This window comes from Candidatus Accumulibacter phosphatis (assembly GCF_000024165.1).
GTDB classification, from domain to species: domain Bacteria; phylum Pseudomonadota; class Gammaproteobacteria; order Burkholderiales; family Rhodocyclaceae; genus Accumulibacter; species Accumulibacter phosphatis.
Genome location: NC_013194.1, coordinates 1,840,197 through 1,857,252 on the forward strand (window position 1 = coordinate 1,840,197; position 17,056 = coordinate 1,857,252).

Here is a 17,056-nt window from a genome sequence, read left to right on the forward strand (position 1 = left end):
GGTGTTTGTCCTTGCCTATCCCTCTTCCTTGGGACCGGGAGCGCTGATGCGTGTCCAGACTCTGCGACAAAGGGCGCGCATCCGTTGATAGGTCGGTTTGAGCGCCCGGCCGCCGACCTCCTTGACCAGCAGTGCGAAACCAAGCAGGCTGGCGGGGTTGTAAGCGACGATTCCCCATCGCTCCCGACGGTCGCTCATCCACCGACGCTTGTATTCGTCGTCGCCGATCAGGTAGTCCACCTCCTCAACCTTGTCACTCTCGATGACATGCTGCATGAGATGCGCCGTCAGCAGGGTTCCCGGCGAGTAGGCCGAGAAATGCTCGTGGTAGGCAACCTTGTAGATGCTGGCTTTCCTGCCGCCGACGATCCAGAGCTGGGCGGCGATCGTCTGCTCTCCGAGCCGCGCAAAGCCGAGACGGAGCATGCCCCGGACAGCAAGGTGTCGGATCAGGGAAGGGACGAACTCGGGATAAGGTTCCGGCTTCTTCCAGCTTGCCGAATAGATGGCCTGGAATTCGGCAATGGCTTGCTCGATTTGTTCGGTCGTCGTCACGATCGCCAGGGTTCCACCTTCCGCGGCAAACTTCTTGCACGCGCGCCGGATGGAACTGCGCAGCGTGGCGCGTCGCTTCTTCAGATAGTCGTCCCAGGTTCCTTCTACGCGCAGGAACCAGTTGCCGAAGCAGAAGAACCGGAACGGTATCCAGTTGTTCGCGCGCAGGCCGCTGAACAGGGCGCTGTACGCGTCTGAGTCCGGATCCATGGGCCCAAAACGCATCACCTGGGCGCCCTTGTGGTCATGCACCGCTGCCGTGAGCAGGCTCTGTACGTCAAGCAGCTCGCCATCCCGAGCCACCAGCGGGGCATACAACGCGGTGTAGTAATTGCTCAGCGACTCGATCGTTCTGGCCGACCCGTTTGTCGTCAAGCGCAAGGGCAGGATGACCCGCGGGCGCTTCTTCCCTGCGGTGATGTAGAAGCGGACACCGGGGTCCAGGGGATAGACCTTGTTCTGCAGCAGTTCGAACCAGTTGGTGGAAGCCTCCACATTGTCGGTGGTCATGAATTCGCCAAGGTCGTACTGTTCCGCCCGCAGGTCGTCGATGCTTCGGCAGCTGGCGACTCCTGTCGTCGGCGAATCCTCTACCGGCATTTCGCCCCGGATGCTTCGCAGACGCTGCCGGCAAGCTCGCGACACGGCGAACATGACGGCATTCAGCGGGCCACGGAACAACTGAATGTTCTGCAGAGTGCAGCCAAAGGTGGCCCACTCCTGCTGATCGCTGGTCGCATTGGTGTAGAACTCGACGGTCTTCCGGCCGGGAAGCGCAAATTGCTCCTCGATGAGACGATAGAGCAGTAGCCGGCCCGGGGCGAAGCGTGCCATGGATTCGTCGTAGGTCGTTTTCAAGATGATTAGCATCCTGTCACTGGAGATGGTAAGGCGTGACGATGCTAGGCGACCTCCGAGGTGGAGTTCGTACACTGTTGCCTGACCGGTAGCCGCAAAGCGGCCCAAGACCTCGCGATAGAATGCCCCCTGTTCGTTCTCAGCGGCTATCGCCGTTCCTGCCTTCCCTTTCCAGCCAGTCGTTTCCAGTGCTCCATAACGCGCCACGCAGGCTCCCATATCGACTGTGTCGCAAAATGATGAAAGGGGAACTGGAGGAGCTTCCTCCTGAGCTCGCCGAAAATAGCGCCGAACGTTTTTTGTGAGGTTTCTCGAGCGTCCATTCCAATAATCGGTGAATTGCTCTGCCGGTTGAATCCCGATGGTGTACACGTGTGCCGTGACGATCTGCGGCAAGGTGAGGCGCGAGAAATCGGGCGCATAGCGCGGGTCGACGGCGTACAGTTCGATGGTCCACGGCGCTCCCGGCAGGGCGGCGAACAGGGTTTCGAGAACGGTGGCGTCCGCAAGGAGGACCGGCGTTGCCTGCAACTGCGATGGGTGGAAACTCGACCACCCGCCGATCCGCCCTCGGTACAGGATCAGGGCGCCCGATAGGCCAGCATCTGTCCGGTGAATGCAAAGCCGCTCGTCGCCCGTGCCGAAGTGATCCAGCAGCGGTCCAATGAACCGACTGTCGAACAACGGGTGGCCGTCGTACAGACTGGCGTTCAGTTGGTCCCAGGCCTCCGCAAACTGGGCGAAAGCGGTTTTGGCGGTGTGGATTTCCCATCCCATCACGGAACGGCCCCGGCGACGTGTTGGAGAGTCCGGGCGACGGCGGTCGTCATCCACGTCATCTGATCCTCGGTCAGCGCCTGGTGGCATGGCAGATGCAGCAGGTGAAGCCGATACTCCCGAGCGATCGGGCAACCCGAGTCAGCCATCTCATCCCAGCGCCAGATCGGGACGCCGAGGTGCTTCAGCCAGTAGAAATGCGGGTCTGGATGGTCGATGTGTAGCGGGAACATATAGGGCGCGCAGTCTCGTGGCAAGACGGGAAACAACGCATGGCAGTTGGGGACGCTGGCGAGGCTTTCGACCCAGCGATCGTAGTTTGCTCGCCGGCGGAGGATGTTGTCGTTCAGGGGCGAGTGGGCCACGACGAAACGGGAACTGCGCAGCGAGGCCCGGGCCGTCAACGCCGCCGAGTAGCAGGAGGAAGGGACCGACCGTTCAGTGATTGCGTCTTTGCCGGGAACCACCGGTTTGGCGCTGAGAGACACGAGTTGCCGGTCGATCGATGCGATGTCGCTGGTGGTCAGCGTTGGTGATCGGCTGCCTTCCAGAACGCGCTTGAGGCCACGCAACTCGTCGCTCAGTGGTGCCGACTCGGTCGCCAGGCCGTCGAGGAGGCGAGCGTCGGCAGAGTGCAGCAAGCCCCCGTCGTCGCAGGCGAAGAACTTGTAGGGACTGGACACCACGAAACGGCCATGCGAACCGGTGCCGCTGGCCTGGAACTGCTCGGTAAACAGGACGTGCGAACAATCTTCGATCAGGACGATGTCGCGCTCTGCGCACCACTGCCGCAGCGTAGTGAAGTCTTGGGCAATACCAAAGTAGTGTGTCGCAAGAAGTGCCTTGACCGGCTTCCGTACGGTGCCAAGAACCTTGTCGAGTGCGACGGGGTCGGGCGCAAGATCGGCTCGGAGCGGATACAGATGTACCTCTCCCTCTAGGGCCAACGCGGGATCGAGCATTGTCACGCAATGGTAGGCAGGAGCGAGAAAAGCGCTGTTGCGGTCGACACCGGCAAGTCGGTAGGCTTCGGCAAGTGCATATCGGCCGTGCACGAAATGGCGGAAATGCTCTGTTGTCCATCGGCCGGCTTGCGGCGAGTGCCAGGACATCGGTAGGGGTACAACAGGGGTGTTCGGCAATGGCGATACCCGCGGCTTTGGGAAGCCACAAGGACCGGGGTCGAAGCGAGCGAATCTCAAGGCCGGCCGTTCAGCAGCCAGACGACCGGGGCTGGCCAGGCGCACGCCCCCGGCGCTGCGGGCCGTTACTCATACCAGGATCTCGACGCAGGCCGGATGGCCGAGGAAAGCTTGTGGACTCGCCGTCATGCCATAGGCGCCGGATTGATGGACAACGACCAGATCGCCCGCTTGCGCTTCAGCAAGTTCCATGCGCTCAGCCAGCAGATCGAGCGGCGTGCACAAGGGGCCAACCACCGAAACTGTTTCGAGTCTTGCGGGAATCATCCTGTTACCGATGGCGACCGGGTAGTTCTTGCGGATAACCTGGCCGAAATTGCCCGACGCCGACAGATGGTGGTGCAGGCCACCGTCGGTGACCAGGAAGGTCTGACCACGCGAGGTCTTGCGGTCAAGGATGCGCGTGACGTAGAGGCCGGCCTCACCGACCAGGTAGCGTCCAAGTTCGATCACCAGTTCGGCCGCGGGTAACTCGCGGGCGGCGCGTTCGACGATGCCGGAGAGGTTGGCGCCGATCGGCGCCAGTTCGAGGTGCTGTTCCCCCGGGAAGTAGGGGATGCCGAAACCGCCGCCGAGATTCAGGAAGCGCACCGGTGCTGGCGCCGACCCGGCGAGGCGCAGGGCGAGTTCAAAACTCTTGATCTGCGCTTCAGCGATCGCCTCGGGGCGCAGGTTCTGCGAGCCGGCAAAGAGGTGGAAGCCCTCAAAAGCCAGGCCGTAGCGGCCAATCTCGGTGAGCAAGTCGGGGACCTGCTCCGCGTCCACGCCAAACTGCCTGGCGCCGCCACCCATCTTCATCCCCGAGCTCTTCAGCTCGAAATCAGGGTTGACGCGCACGGCGACGCGTCCCGCACAGCCTGTCTCATGGCTGATCGCCGCCAACTCGGCGACTTCGCGAAACGACTCGATGTTGATCAGGATGCCGGCGGCAACCGCCTGGGACAACTCGGCGCGTCGCTTGCCCGGTCCGGCAAAACTGATCTCGCGTGGATTCGCTCCGGCGTCGAGAGCGACTTTCAGTTCGCCCGCAGAGGCCACGTCGATTCCATCCACCAGTCCTGCCATGTGACAGACCAGGGCCGGCATCGGGTTCGCCTTCATGGCGTAGTGCAGCTTCAACGACGCTGGCAGGGCCGCGCGCAGCAGCGCGACCCGGCGCGTGAGCAACTGCCGGTCGTAGGCGTAGAAAGGCGTCTGGCCGACGCGCGCGGCGAGTCGCGACAGCGGGATGCCACCAACCAGCAGTTCGCCGTCCTTGACCGGGAACTGGCTCATCGGCGCGTGTCTGGGTACTGCGCGGTCGGGTTTATTCACTTGCCGGTCCCCGGTGAGCACGCGGCGGTGACACCGCTTTCCGGCACAGGCGACGCGTTTGCCAGGAACTCGCTGGCCAGTGCCTTGCGGTCGATCTTGCCGTTGGGGTTGCGTGGCAAGGGGCCTTGGCGAACGAGGATGTTCTCCGGCACCATGTAGGCGGGCATTTGTCGGCGGCATTCGGCCAACAGTGCGGTCGTGTCGAGACTGCTGCCGGAGGGTGGGGTGGCTATCACCTGTATGGCTTGCCCAAGTTTGGGGTGGTCAACGCCGAAGGCGACGCATTCGCCGACCTGCCGGGTAGCGTAGAGCACTTCCTCGACTTCGGTTGGGCTTACGCGGTAGCCCGAGGTCTTCATCATCTCGTCGCGGCGACCGATGAAGTAAAGGAAGCCCTCTTCATCCATGCGTACCGTGTCGCCGGAGAAGACGGCGATTTCGGGGAGCACCAGACCGGCATCCCGTCCTGGTGTCTGGGCTGGAAGCGGTTTGTAGCGTTCTGCGGTCTTTTCGTGGTCGTTCCAGTAGCCCATGCCGACCAGTGCGCCACGGTGCACGAGTTCGCCGGGTTCGTCGGCCGCGCACGGTGTTCCGTCGTCACGCAAGACGAGGATCTCGGCGTTGGGGATCGCCTTCCCGATCGAGTCCGGCCGCCGGTCAACCTCCTCGGGCGGCAGGTAGGTCGAGCGGAAGGCTTCGGTGAGTCCATACATCAGGTAGGGCTTGCTCTTTGGCAGACGTTTGCGCAAGGCGGTCAGCGTTTCGCGAGGCATACGCCCGCCGGTATTGGCGAAATAGCGCAGTTGTTCGCCGATGGCGGTCGGCCAATCGAGTTCCGAGAGTTGAATATAGAGTGGCGGGACAGCAGTCAGCCCGGTAACGCGTTCGCGCGCCAGCGCCTTGAGTACGTCCTGCGGCAACAGGTAATTGAGCAGGACCACGCGCGCTCCGGCGTGGAAGGCGGTGGTCAACTGGCTGAATCCGGCATCGAAAGACAATGGCAGCGCCGCCAGCAGGGTGTCGTCAGCAGTGTTCTCGAGGTAACTCGCGACGCTCTTGGCGCCCGCTACCATGTTGCGGTGCGAGAGAACGACCCCCTTCGGCTTGCCGGTACTCCCTGAGGTGTAGAGGATGGCCGCCATGTCGGTGTCGATCACGCGGTGGCCGCATGGGCCGCCAGGCTGGAGCAGGTCGTCCCAGCGCCACAGGGGAAATTGACCTGCAGCGATGGGCAAGGGGCCGGCATTGACCAGCAGTACGTGCCGCAGATCCTTGCAGGAAGGCAGAACGGATGCCAGCAGCGACAGCCGCTCGCTGGAGGTGACCAGCACGCGGACGTTGCAGTCGCGCATGATATAGGCGACCTGATCCGCCTTGAGCAAGGGGTTGAGGGGTACGAAGACGCAGCCGGCGGCGGCGCTGCCAAAACTTGCGACGACGGTTTCCGGCCGCTTCTCGAGGTAGATGGCGATCCGCTCTCCACGCTGCAGGCCCAGGCCGACCAGGCCGCCGACGAAGCTCTCGATCGACTGTTGCAGGAAACCGTAGCTCATCGACTGTTTGCCGTAGGCGAGCGCGGTGGCGTCCGGACGGCTGCTTGCGGAGCGGGAGATCAGTTCGTGCAGGAGACTCGCATCGGTCATAGTTTCGGAGTGGTCGGATGGTAGGGATGGAGGCGAATTTTAACCACAAGAGGTTTTCTGGCTGTGAATTTGTTCCCGCTGGCCGACAACCCCCTGCACGCAACTGGCGCTGCCGTCAGCGGAAAGCCGCCGATGGCTTTGCCGTTGGCCCTCGCGTCAGCGTGCGAACGACGCCAGTCGTCACGCGCAGGATCCGCCATCAGTCATTGCGGGCCTGGAAGCGCAGCGTCAGGCCCGTGCTCTCCTGCCTGCGCAGCCACTGTTCGAGCATCGTCAGTATCCACACCATCTCGCCGTAATAACCGGGGTGCTCCGGCAGGTATTCGCTGATCAGCTTGCGGATGAAATCGGGACGCACGATTCCACGCGCCGCGAGCGTCTGCAGCGAGTCCTCGGCGAGATGCTTCAACGCCGGGTTGCGGGTCGCCCAAACGCCAAAAGGCAGGCCAAAGCCCTTCTTTTTCTTGGTGATGATCTCGTCCGGCAGGAAGCCGCGTAGCGCCTCCTTGAAAAACCAGCGGAGCTTGAACCGACGGAGCTTCCAGTCGGGTGGCAAGCTCATCGAGAAGTCCGTCACGCGATCAGCAAGCAGCGGATAGCCGACCTGGATCCCGGCCATTTGCGTTGCCCCGCGAACCTTGGGAAGGTCGCTGTCGGCAAGGGTGTAGCGCCAGTCATAGGCGAGCATGCGGTTGATCAGGCTTGGCGCGTGGCACTCGTTCCAGGTGGCCTGCATGTGTCGAGACGGCTCGCTCGAATCGATCCGGGCAAGAAAATCAGGGGCAAGTACCGTGGCCGGGCCCAATTGGGTGAGGAGGTTGAAGCTCTGCAGTCGATCGGGCATCGGCACCCGTGAATGACGAACATAACCCGTCGCCTGCCGGAGGCCGGGTATTCGTCGCAGAGGACTGTCGTCGCCGCACATCGGCTCGATCAAGCGCCTGACTCCGCTGGGAACAGATTGGTAGAACTCGAACACGCGTTGCGTAGCGTAGCGCGAGTTGCCCCCGAACAGTTCGTCGCCGCCGTCTCCGGCGAGCATCTTGCTGCAGCCATCGGCGCGGGCAATCTTGCCGCAGTAGTAGGCCGGCAGCGAGGAAGAGTTGCCGAAGGGTTGGTCATGATGCTGGGCGACTGCCGGGATGCTGGCCAGCAAGTCATCCGGCGTCACGTAGTACTCGTGATGTTCGCAGCCAAAGTGTCGCGCGGCGATTCGGGCATACTCCATTTCGTCGTAGCCCTCGGCATCGAAACCGATCGAGTAGCAAGGCGCTGGCCGGCCGGTGACCTGGCCAAGCATGCCGGCAACCGTCGAACTGTCCGTGCCACCCGAGAGGAAGGCGCCAACGCGCTGGTGCCCCGCCAGTTCTTCAGCGACACTGTCAAGAACCAGTTGGCGGAAGGTGTCCCTTGCCTTGGCGAACGGTTGCCGGTGCTGTTCGTCGAACTGCAGGGCCCAGTGGCGCATCACATGCGCTCCTTGGCGGTCGACAAGCACGGCGTGCGCAGCCGGCAGGCGGCGTACCTGGCTGAAGATGGTGCGCGGCGCCGGAATCATGTGGAAGTACAGGTAGTCGAAGATCGCCTGTGGGTCCAGTTCGTCGCCTCGCCCCGCAACGCAATCCGCACGGTCGGAGAAGGCGAGTGTCCGTGCGTCGGCGCGATAGCACAGCGTCTCGATCGCGAAGCGATCCACGGCCAGGAAGACGCATTGGCGTGCCGCATCGACGATCACAAGGGCGTAACTGCCGGTGAGGCGTGGGGCGATGCCGATACCATCAGCCCGCCACGCCTTCAGGATCAATGCGGCAGATCCCGGTCGTCGCGCGCTGTTGGCGGCGCTCTCGCTGTCGACCGAGGGCGAACCGACAACTGCGCAGATAGTTTGGGTGTCGTGGGCGACATCGTCACCCCGCAGTGCCAGCGAGGTGATCAAAGTCGGCACGGCGCTTGCGCCGAATAGGCTGACCAGATCAATCTGGCCAGATAGCTTATCTTTCATGGGTTGCGTGGTGGCTGCGGTAAATGGATCGTTGGCGTCGTAAGGTCAATTTGACATGAGCTGTGACGCTTGGGCGTGGGTGCCTGCCCTTCTAGGGGCGAGCGTGGCGCAAGAGCAGAGGTGCATTCCGCCGGACGCCAAGCGTAACACCACGTCGCTGGCCGATGTCGGCGGAACGGATGCTACGCGAAAGTGAAGATTCGTGCTGTGTCAGATTTCACTCAGCGCAATCATGAGTGCGAACAGGATGGCCACCGGCATGCTCTTGATGTGCCAAGCCATGTGTTCGTCGACACTGAAGAAGCACCTGTCGAGGCGTCTTTCGAAAGTTGTGAGGTGCTCATTTTCGGAGGCATTTCGTGGGCCGCCTTCAAGACTCAGCCACGATCGTCAACTCAAGCCGAGCCTTCACTTCGTGGGAGACCCGCACGGCCGCCCATCAACGCCGCGTTCCCCAGCCATATGCCTACCCCGAGAACAAGGACACCACAGGCTTGAACTGCGCACCAGCGCATGAAGAGAATCTCGGAACTCAGAGTATGGCTGCGGTCTGGGCCGAGCAAGAACTGGACTCCCGAAAAAACCAGCCCGTATTTCTGGACTTGCTGTTCGAGGCCCTGATTCAACAGCCACCAACCCAGAGGAAACGCCACAAGGGAGAACAGCAGGATGCCAGCACGCTCACCATTCCTGGCTGCAGGCAAGTCAGCCAACACCAGCCCATTTAGGCAAATCAGCAGCAGCACGGCATACAGGTAGCCCCCACCACCCCATCCCCATTCGCCGTCACGCGCAATCAGTTCGTAAAGGTTATCAGTTGACGACCAGTCGAAAGCCACCGCTTTGCACAGCCACAGGACCAACAGCGCGCTCGCCAGGAGACGCAACAGCCACGAGTAGCCACCGCAACGGTCAGGCAACCACTGGCGGACAGCAATCATGAGCCCGAGAAAAATGGGGAGGGGAGCGTAAAAGGATGAATAGCGGACGCAACGCTCAAGAAATCCGATGATCTCGGGGGCATCAAGCCTGAGAAAGATCTGTCGCCAGACCTCACCCCAAGTGGTCTCGTTGGTGACAGACCAGAACAGGTTCGATGATCCGGCGATGTCTCCGATACTCTCGGCGGTAACGCTGGACGATAGCAGCGTTAGGCTTATCAGGCTCACGGCAAGGGCAAACACTGGCAGCGTGAGTTCAGGCACAGGCGAGCCGACCAAGCGACGAGCCAACCAGACCGATCCGACGCCGGCCCATAGAAGTGCGAGAGCAAACAAGGCAAGATCGGCAATGCTTCCGTCGTTCCAAAACAACTCCTTTACGTTGTATGGAATATTGGGCAGTCGCAGCAACATGCGGACACCGATGCCTATGAACAGGACGGCGGCTATCAGTGCCAGCAGTTGTGTCTTTCGGCTGTCTGTCTGACCGCCCAGACTGTGTCGAGGAGGAGCGGCCCTGAGTTTCTGATCAGCCGGCGCACGAGCGACCAACATCCCCATGCCTTGCCCCAGCAGCAAGACCAGCAACGGCTCCGTGAAATCAGCCGACCTGGTGTCGATTAGGGTCTGCATCAGTTCCATCACCATGACCCAGAAGGCGAGACCTACACTGGCGATGCTCGGTGTGCCGCCAGCATGTCGGAACGTCTGCAGAATACTTGCGTACAGGACAAGGCGACCGAGCAACGCCCCCAGATTTGTCATCATTGACCCTTGCAACATGGCCGCAAAGGGCACCCAGGAAATGGCTGCCGGCGTATCGCGCAGGACAAAGGGTGAGAGAGCTTCGGTCGTGTAGGCAGCAAGCAATGAGCAGACGACGATGAGGTTTCGTCTGTCCTCAGACAGACGGTAGATTGCCCACCACCCACAAGTGCCAAGAGTGAAGCCGAGCAAGACGGATGCATCCATGGACGCACCACGGAAAAACAGTTTGCCGAGGGCGATGCTGCCGAGCACAGAGGGCAACAGCCACAGAGCGCGCCGGCCACCGAATGCCAAACTGAGCAGACTCCCCAGGAACAGTGCCACCGCCGTTTGCAGCACAATCCCCGGAATCGAGAATACCGGACCACCGGCCAGCAGCAACTTGACTTGATCCTTGACCAGTTGAAAGTCGAGGCTGGGAACCAAGGGCGACCACTCGACCAGAACCCACGCAACGATCAAAGACCAGGCTACCAGCGTGTCTACCGACTTTCCGCGGCCAGACTGAAGGTGCTTCAGCAATAGACGGCCGAGCAATGCACCCGTAGCCAAGCCAACCAAGTTCCAGAAAACGTCGCCCATTGAGGCGAACCGCGATGGAACCCATACTTGACCCACCTGAACACCGAGTGCGATTGCGAAACCCAGTCCAGCCGTAAGCGCTACGGCGACACCGGCGCCGAGACGAGGCGCCATGGAAAACACGCCGGCCAGTCCCCATGGAACAAACAAGACGATGTTGCCCAAGATATCACCACGCGAACTCGTCAGTTTCCAGTTCGAAAACATACGTACGATGGCGTCCGGTGCCGCTGGAGAGAAATCGAATGGGTACAGCGATCCATAGATGATCAAGAAGCCGGTGAGGCCGAGAAGCACGTAGCGCATCATGATCTCTGAGGGTGTTCGAAGAATTCCGGCACGCATAAGCATGGCCCGGCCGCACAGACAGGGAGGTGAATTGCTCGGCGTGAGCCGCCAACGCATCCGCGTCGGTGGATCTCGGTCTGATCGATGCTCAAGTGGTTGTCTGCGAGAATACGGTAAGTGTTGCCCAGCGAAGTTGCTACAGAATGAAGGTCGGTGAAAGCCTGGCGCGCGGGCTCTCGCGACCGTGCTGCACAGTATAGGCAACACCCGGAAATCGGAACCGATCGGGAAAAAGCGGGAAAGAGATTCATTTCACATCGCCTTTTCAGAAGGGTTAATGTGAAGCAATCCAACTTTCGGGAAGCAGAAAACGTCGCCGACGATGAGGTCGCGAGGCCCGAAAAAGAACTTGGCGCGACCAATCTGTTGCCTCGGTCAAGCACCATCCCTGGTGCCTCAACCTTCCGTCGGCGAGCAGAACGCGCCTCTAGATGTTTCATGATACGGGTTGGCTGCCTCTCCTGCAATTACCGTTAGCCCTGGGATGGAGGCGTACTCGATCTTGTGGGCGGTGACAACAGAGTCGCCGCAACTGCACCGAATGGCTCGAGCCATCATGACTCGGGCATGGTGTGCGCATGATGGCCAGCGAGTACGAACAGGGGCTAGCAGACGCGCGGCCCTTCGCGCGAGGGGAAGGCGCCGGCGGTCAGGAAATCCTCGAACTCGGCCGCGGCCAGCGGCCGGCTGAACAGGAAACCCTGCATATCGTCACAGTCGAGCGTGCTGAGGAGTTTTCTCTGGGCTTCAGTCTCCACGCCTTCGGCCAGGACGCGCAAGCCGAAGCTGTGGGCGATGCAGGAAATCGCGTGGATGATCGCGGTCGAACTCTGGTTTTGCGGGTTCAGATCTCGGACGAACGACTGGTCGATCTTGATGCTGTTGATCGGAAAGCGGCGCAGATAGTTCAGTGACGAGTAGCGTGTGCCGAAGTCGTCGATGGCAACGCGCAGTCCGCAGCCGCGCAGTTGCTTGACGATATCGATGTTCTTCTCGGCCTCCTTCATCAACAGGTTTTCGGTAATCTCGATGTCGATGGCGTCCGCCGGAATGGCGTGCGCAGCGAGGCGCCCAACGAGTCGTTCGGGCAGGTCGTTGCGCTCGAAATCCTTCGGTGAGAGGTTGATGGCCAGTTGCAGACTGGTGAATCCCTGGCGACGCCAGACCGCCAACTGGCCGAGTGCCCTGTCCAGTACCCAGTCGCTGAGGGCGACGATCAACCCGGTTTCTTCGGCCAGCGGAATGAAGGTGTCCGGCGCCATCAGACCGTGCTGCGGGTGGCGCCAGCGGATCAGTGCTTCCATGCCGATCGTCAGTCCCTGGCTGAAGCGGATCTGGGGTTGATAGTGGAGTTCGAACTGGTCGCCGCCTTCGAGGGCGGCGCGCAGATCGCTCTCGAGCGTGATCCGCATGCTGTGGCCGCTGTGCATCTCGGGTGCGTATTGGAGGTAGCCGTTCTTCCCACGCCCCTTGATCTGGTACATGGCAATGTCGGCATTGCGCAGCAGGGTTTCCGGGGTTTCGCCACTGTCCGGGAAGAGCGATATGCCGATGCTGACGGTGGTGAAAAAATCCAGTCCGGCGATCCTGAAAGGTCGTTTGACTTCCGCCAGGACCTTGGCGGCGATGACAGCGGCATCCTCGCCGCTGGTCAGGTCGGGCAACAGGACGGTGAATTCGTCGCCCCCCTGGCGTGCCAGCGTGTCGCCGGAACGTAGGCAGCTGCGCGCTCGCTGGGCAAAGCTCTTGAGCAGTTCGTCACCCTCATGGTGGCCATACGTGTCGTTGACGAGCTTGAAGCGATCGATGTCGATGAACATCACGCCCAGCCGCTTGCCTTTTCTCCTTGCCTGCGTCAAGGCAACCGCCAGTCGATCCTTGAAGAGGACGCGGTTCGGGAGTCCGGTGAGCAGGTCGTGAAAGGCCTGGAAAGCAATGGTCTCCTCGGCCTTCTTGCGGTCGGTGATGTCGCGGGCGACGCCGGAGGTGCCCATGAAGTGGCGAGTCGCCGGTCCGTCGTGGGCGGCGGCGTAAAGACCTTGCGCGCTGAGAATGGCGACGATCGTCCGGTTCTCGAAATGGCGTACCCTGTGGGTCTTCGTTTGCAGTCGGATTTCGACATTGGTGCTGGCTCGATCGCCGATCCGGCGCTCGTTGAAGGCAAAGCGGGCGTGCTCCTGGTCATCCGGATGCACGATCGTCGAGTAGTGCTTGCCGAGGAGTTCCTCGCGCGTGTAGCCGAGCAGGCCGTGCACTCGGCCATTGACGAAGATGAAGTGGCCTTTCTTGTCGAGCGTGTAGATGATGTCGGGTGATTGTTCCACCAGGAAGCGGTGCAGGCGTTCGGAGTTTTCGAGTCGAACGGTCATCAGGGCGTGTTCACGCTCGATCCGGCAGCGGTGTAGGACACGGTCTACGGTGTCGATGAGTTCCTGGGGACTGCCGTGCTTGCGGACGAACTCCAGCGCACCGTGGCGCAGGGCGCGGATCGCCGAGTCGATGGATTCGTCGCCACTGAAGACGACAACCGCCGTCGCGATGTGCTTCGTCACCATCCATTCCATGATTTCCAGCCCATGGATGTCGGGCAGGTTCAGATCAAGGATCAGCAGATCGACGTCGCGACGTTCGAGCCGGCGGAGGGCTTCGCTGCCGCTGCCGCAGTCCTCGATCTTGCGTCCCTCGGCCGCCAGCAGTTGTCGGTAGGCCGTCCTGATGCGTTCCTCGTCGTCTACGATCAGGAGGGTGCTGCCGCTTGTCGTTGGTTCCGGGATCTGTGGCGAAAAGTCGACGTTGGGTATGGCCTGCATCGTTACTCCTGGCCGGTGTCCGGCGATGAGATCGTTTTCCTCGTGTGGCGTGTTTCGTGCTCGCCTGGCTGCAGTGTCGGCAAGAGTAGCGCAATCATGGTACCGGAGCCGGCCTGGCTGCGGCAGGTGACCGGAATCTGCAGCCTGCTGGCCAGCGTGCCGACGATCGACAGGCCCAGGCCGCGCACCTCCCCGAGTCGGCCGTCGCGGGGGCGCTGGAGGGCGCGCATCGCGAGCTCGCTCATGCCTGGACCATTGTCCTCGAAACGGAGTTCCGTGTACTGGCGTCCCTGGGAGCGGATGTCATCGGTGACCGAAAGCTTCAGGCGCTGTCCGCGCGAGAGCGCTTCCGAGGCATTCTTGCAGAGATTGACGACGATCTGCTTGATGCTGTCACGGTCACAGGCAACCCATACGGGGTGCGTCGGCAGGAGCGTTTCCACGGCAATTCCGCGCGACTCGAACAGGGTGTCGCGGTAGAGCAGCAGCAGGTCGCGCAGCAGATCACAGATGTCGACCACCTGGTGGTCGGGCAGCGCCCCGGGAACTTCGCTCAAGCGCCGCACTATGGCCGCTACACGGTCGATCTCCTCGCTGAGCACGCTCAGTTCCTGATGAACTTCGATTCCTTCCGGTAGCTTGCCGTCGAGTATCTTCAGGTAGCCCTTGATGATCGTCAGCGGGTTCCCGGCTTCGTGGACGACACGTCTGGCCTTGCGAGTGAAGCGAACCGACGCTTCCTCTTCTGCCTGCTGCCGCACGTCCCGCGCGGTACGCCAGTTGTTGATGCTGATGCCGGCGATGCGCCCGAAATTGGCCAGGCAGGGCAGGCGGCGAGACAGGCGGGCGTGTTGGCCGGCACTCAGGCCGGCGATGATGACCCCTACGGTTCGCGTTTTGCCGACCATGGGCAGGCAGAGCAGGCCGCTGCTGGACAGGGCTCTGGCGAATTGCATGTCCAGCAGGGACGGGGCAGGGGCTGGCTGCTGGTCGTAGGTAGAGCAGATCTGGCCGCCGAGGGCGGCGGTGGCGACCAGGCTTCGCCTTGCCTCGGGGACGATGCTGATCTGGGCGAAGATCGCCGCTTGTCCGGCGATCTCCTTGCCCGTCAGGCGGCCGTCGACCGGATCGCAGAGCAGGAAGGCGAGACGGTTGAGGTCGAACAGGATGCGCGCGGATTCGCGCAGTGCGAGCAGGACCTCGGCATCGGTCGTGAGGGCGAAGAGATCCTGCTGCAGGGGTTGCATCAGGGCCTGGTTGCCGATCAGGGTCGCGATGCGGGTCTGCGCCTCGCCTGGGTGGTGCCTGCGGCCGGCGAGCACGCGCGGCAGGCCCGCCGCGCGGTCGCCAGTTGCCGGGTCTGGGGGGGCGATGCCGATCGCGTCGGCAATCACGCACATCCGTTGCTCGGCCTGTTCGCGCAACACGCGCAGGGGCAGCCTGTCGGTGTCCCCCAACATCTGGTCGGCAAGGTCCGTCAGCACGTCCGGGGCCTCGTCGCCGCCACTCAGCGCATGCGCCAGCCAGACCACCTGGGGCAACTGGGCGGCGGTGACGATCTGGTCTGCCGGCAGATGGTGGAAAAGAATGCCGTCAGCAAACGCTGAGTCGAGTTGCCACTGATCCACCAGCCAGGTGCCGATCTCGCCATGGTGGACGCCCAGTTGCTCGCTCTCCAGTTCTGACAGGGCGGTTTCGCTGCCGGCAGCGGCAAGGATCTGCACATAGGGATCACCAAGCGCCGAGAGGAGAATGAGTTCCCCGACATCATGCAGCAGACCGGCCAGATAAGCTTCGTCCGGCCGCGGGTAGCCACTCGCCGCGGCGAGGCTGCGAGACAACTCGGCGGTGAGCAGCGAATGGGTCCAGAAGGCTGAAAGGTCGACGATTCGGGCGGCGGCGCGCTCATCGAAGAGGCTCTGGACCGACAGGCAGGTGGCAATCGAGCGTACCAGGCGGGTACCGAGCGCGATCAGGCAGCTCTCGATGCTGCGCATCGGGTTGCCCCGCCGGATGGCCGGCGAGTTGGCTGCAGTCAGGACTCGTGTGCATAACCCCGGATCCTGTTCGACCAGTCGGGCAAGTTCGGACATCGTGGTGCCGTCGTCGTCGACCATCTGCAGCAGTCGCAGCAGTACCTGCGGTGGAGAGGGGACTCGCCCGGACTCCATTGCCTGACGGATCGGCTCGGGCAGGCTATACATGGCGCGGCGAAGACACGCCGGTTCGCTCTCTAACAGCGGGCGGCGCGGCGCGTGGAGCGCGCATGTCTTGCGGCGCACCTAAACAAGAGGGTGATGCCTGGCGCGCACGGCGTACTCGTCGCTAGCGCCGAGGCCATCCCTGACTTCCCGCGCGATCACCTCGAAGAGCGAACGGAGCAGGAAATTCATGCCGTCGATGATCTCGTTCACCGACATCATCGACGGAACTCGAGTTCCGCGGTGCTGTATTTCGCCGCCGATCCTCTGCACCCGCACACCGAGTCGGGTAAGGTTCATCGCCAAGCGCGGTTCGGTCAGCACGAAGAGCGTCGTGATGCCGTAATGGCGGGCCAGCGCGAGCAGCCCGAGATAGACCGCGAGTGCCAGATAGGGCTGGCGTGGCTGCTTTTCGGTACCGAAGTCCTCTTCGGAAATGGAAATCGGTCGGTTCTGCTCGCCCTGCCGCCGGCGGTAGCTGCCGATCACCGCCAGGCGGGAGATTTCGGCGATGTGGGAGCGGTCGATGGCCATCGGATCGATAATCGACCTGTCAAGTGTGGCCTCGCAGCCAATCTCGAACGGCAGCGGCGCTTGTGGCTTGTCGAGATCAACCAGCACCAGGCGTGCACATCCGACGTACTGTCCCGTGGTGGCGGACTGCACGAGGCAGTGCACCGACTGAGCGTCGAATGCGTCGGCTTCCAGGCCCTCGGGGCGCTCGGGCTCAAAGCCCAGTTCACGGCAATACACCTCGTGGCGGATGCGGTAGTTCTCGGCGCGCAGTTCGTCGGTGAGCGCCGGCACGACCTTGAAGAACCGGCGGTAGCCTTGGCTGATCGTCAGTTCCGTCAGATTCGATAAAAACATTCGCCACCCTTCTACTGTTCAGCTGCGGTCCGGCCGGCTGCCGCTCCAACGTGGCATGGTACTACGAAGTGAGACGGATATTCGCCGCCTCGCGGCGGCAAGTGTGATGGATTTGGCAAAGCAGTGGCCGCGCGATCCTCAAGCCGGCGGGCGGCCTGTGCTCTGCCTCCGTCGCCCGCGAGTCG

General features: G+C 62.2%; 9 protein-coding genes. All 9 read right to left on the minus strand.

Features of this window, described 5'->3' with window-relative positions:
* Positions 1-15 precede the first annotated feature (15 nt).
* The gene (locus CAP2UW1_RS23620; RefSeq protein WP_081444125.1) at positions 16-2,280 is read right to left on the minus strand and encodes a GNAT family N-acetyltransferase; all 2,265 of its coding nucleotides are present in this window, start codon (positions 2,278-2,280) and stop codon (positions 16-18) included.
* Positions 2,190-3,245 carry a DegT/DnrJ/EryC1/StrS family aminotransferase gene (locus tag CAP2UW1_RS08125; RefSeq protein WP_291911855.1) on the minus strand — a complete coding sequence of 352 codons (1,056 nt, stop codon included), beginning with the start codon at positions 3,243-3,245 and terminating at the stop codon, positions 2,190-2,192. The genes CAP2UW1_RS23620 and CAP2UW1_RS08125 overlap by 91 nt, the downstream gene beginning before the upstream one ends.
* A gap of 216 nt (positions 3,246-3,461) precedes the next feature.
* Positions 3,462-4,667, minus strand: a complete 1,206-nt coding sequence (locus tag CAP2UW1_RS08130) for a pyridoxal-dependent decarboxylase, exosortase A system-associated (RefSeq protein ID WP_015766160.1) — start codon at positions 4,665-4,667, stop codon at positions 3,462-3,464.
* A 35-nt stretch (positions 4,668-4,702) separates the two neighbouring features.
* Positions 4,703-6,349, minus strand: a complete 1,647-nt coding sequence (locus CAP2UW1_RS08135; RefSeq protein ID WP_015766161.1) for an acyl-CoA ligase (AMP-forming), exosortase A system-associated — start codon at positions 6,347-6,349, stop codon at positions 4,703-4,705.
* Positions 6,350-6,548: 199 nt separating this feature from the next.
* Positions 6,549-8,351 carry an asparagine synthetase B family protein gene (locus CAP2UW1_RS08140; RefSeq protein ID WP_015766162.1) on the minus strand — a complete coding sequence of 601 codons (1,803 nt, stop codon included), beginning with the start codon at positions 8,349-8,351 and terminating at the stop codon, positions 6,549-6,551.
* A gap of 395 nt (positions 8,352-8,746) precedes the next feature.
* On the minus strand, positions 8,747-10,951 hold the full coding sequence (locus CAP2UW1_RS08145) for a VanZ family protein (protein WP_041567768.1): 2,205 nt from the start codon (positions 10,949-10,951) through the stop codon (positions 8,747-8,749).
* A 644-nt stretch (positions 10,952-11,595) separates the two neighbouring features.
* On the minus strand, positions 11,596-13,800 hold the full coding sequence (locus CAP2UW1_RS08150) for a putative bifunctional diguanylate cyclase/phosphodiesterase (protein ID WP_015766164.1): 2,205 nt from the start codon (positions 13,798-13,800) through the stop codon (positions 11,596-11,598).
* Positions 13,801-13,802: 2 nt separating this feature from the next.
* On the minus strand, positions 13,803-16,004 hold the full coding sequence (locus CAP2UW1_RS08155) for an HDOD domain-containing protein (RefSeq protein WP_015766165.1): 2,202 nt from the start codon (positions 16,002-16,004) through the stop codon (positions 13,803-13,805).
* Positions 16,005-16,082: 78 nt separating this feature from the next.
* A complete protein-coding gene (locus CAP2UW1_RS08160; RefSeq protein WP_015766166.1) occupies positions 16,083-16,871 on the minus strand; it encodes a PEP-CTERM/exosortase system-associated acyltransferase in 789 nt (262 codons plus the stop codon).
* Positions 16,872-17,056 lie beyond the last annotated feature (185 nt).

Coding starts and splice junctions, on each gene's coding strand:
- CAP2UW1_RS08150 (WP_015766164.1), bottom strand. CDS start 13,800: ATGCAGGCCATACCCAACGTCGACTTTTCGCCACAGATCCCGGAACCA.
- CAP2UW1_RS08140 (WP_015766162.1), bottom strand. CDS start 8,351: ATGAAAGATAAGCTATCTGGCCAGATTGATCTGGTCAGCCTATTCGGC.
- CAP2UW1_RS08145 (WP_041567768.1), bottom strand. CDS start 10,951: ATGATGCGCTACGTGCTTCTCGGCCTCACCGGCTTCTTGATCATCTAT.
- CAP2UW1_RS08130 (WP_015766160.1), bottom strand. CDS start 4,667: ATGAGCCAGTTCCCGGTCAAGGACGGCGAACTGCTGGTTGGTGGCATC.
- CAP2UW1_RS08155 (WP_015766165.1), bottom strand. CDS start 16,004: ATGTATAGCCTGCCCGAGCCGATCCGTCAGGCAATGGAGTCCGGGCGA.
- CAP2UW1_RS08160 (WP_015766166.1), bottom strand. CDS start 16,871: ATGTTTTTATCGAATCTGACGGAACTGACGATCAGCCAAGGCTACCGC.
- CAP2UW1_RS23620 (WP_081444125.1), bottom strand. CDS start 2,280: ATGCCACCAGGCGCTGACCGAGGATCAGATGACGTGGATGACGACCGC.
- CAP2UW1_RS08135 (WP_015766161.1), bottom strand. CDS start 6,349: ATGACCGATGCGAGTCTCCTGCACGAACTGATCTCCCGCTCCGCAAGC.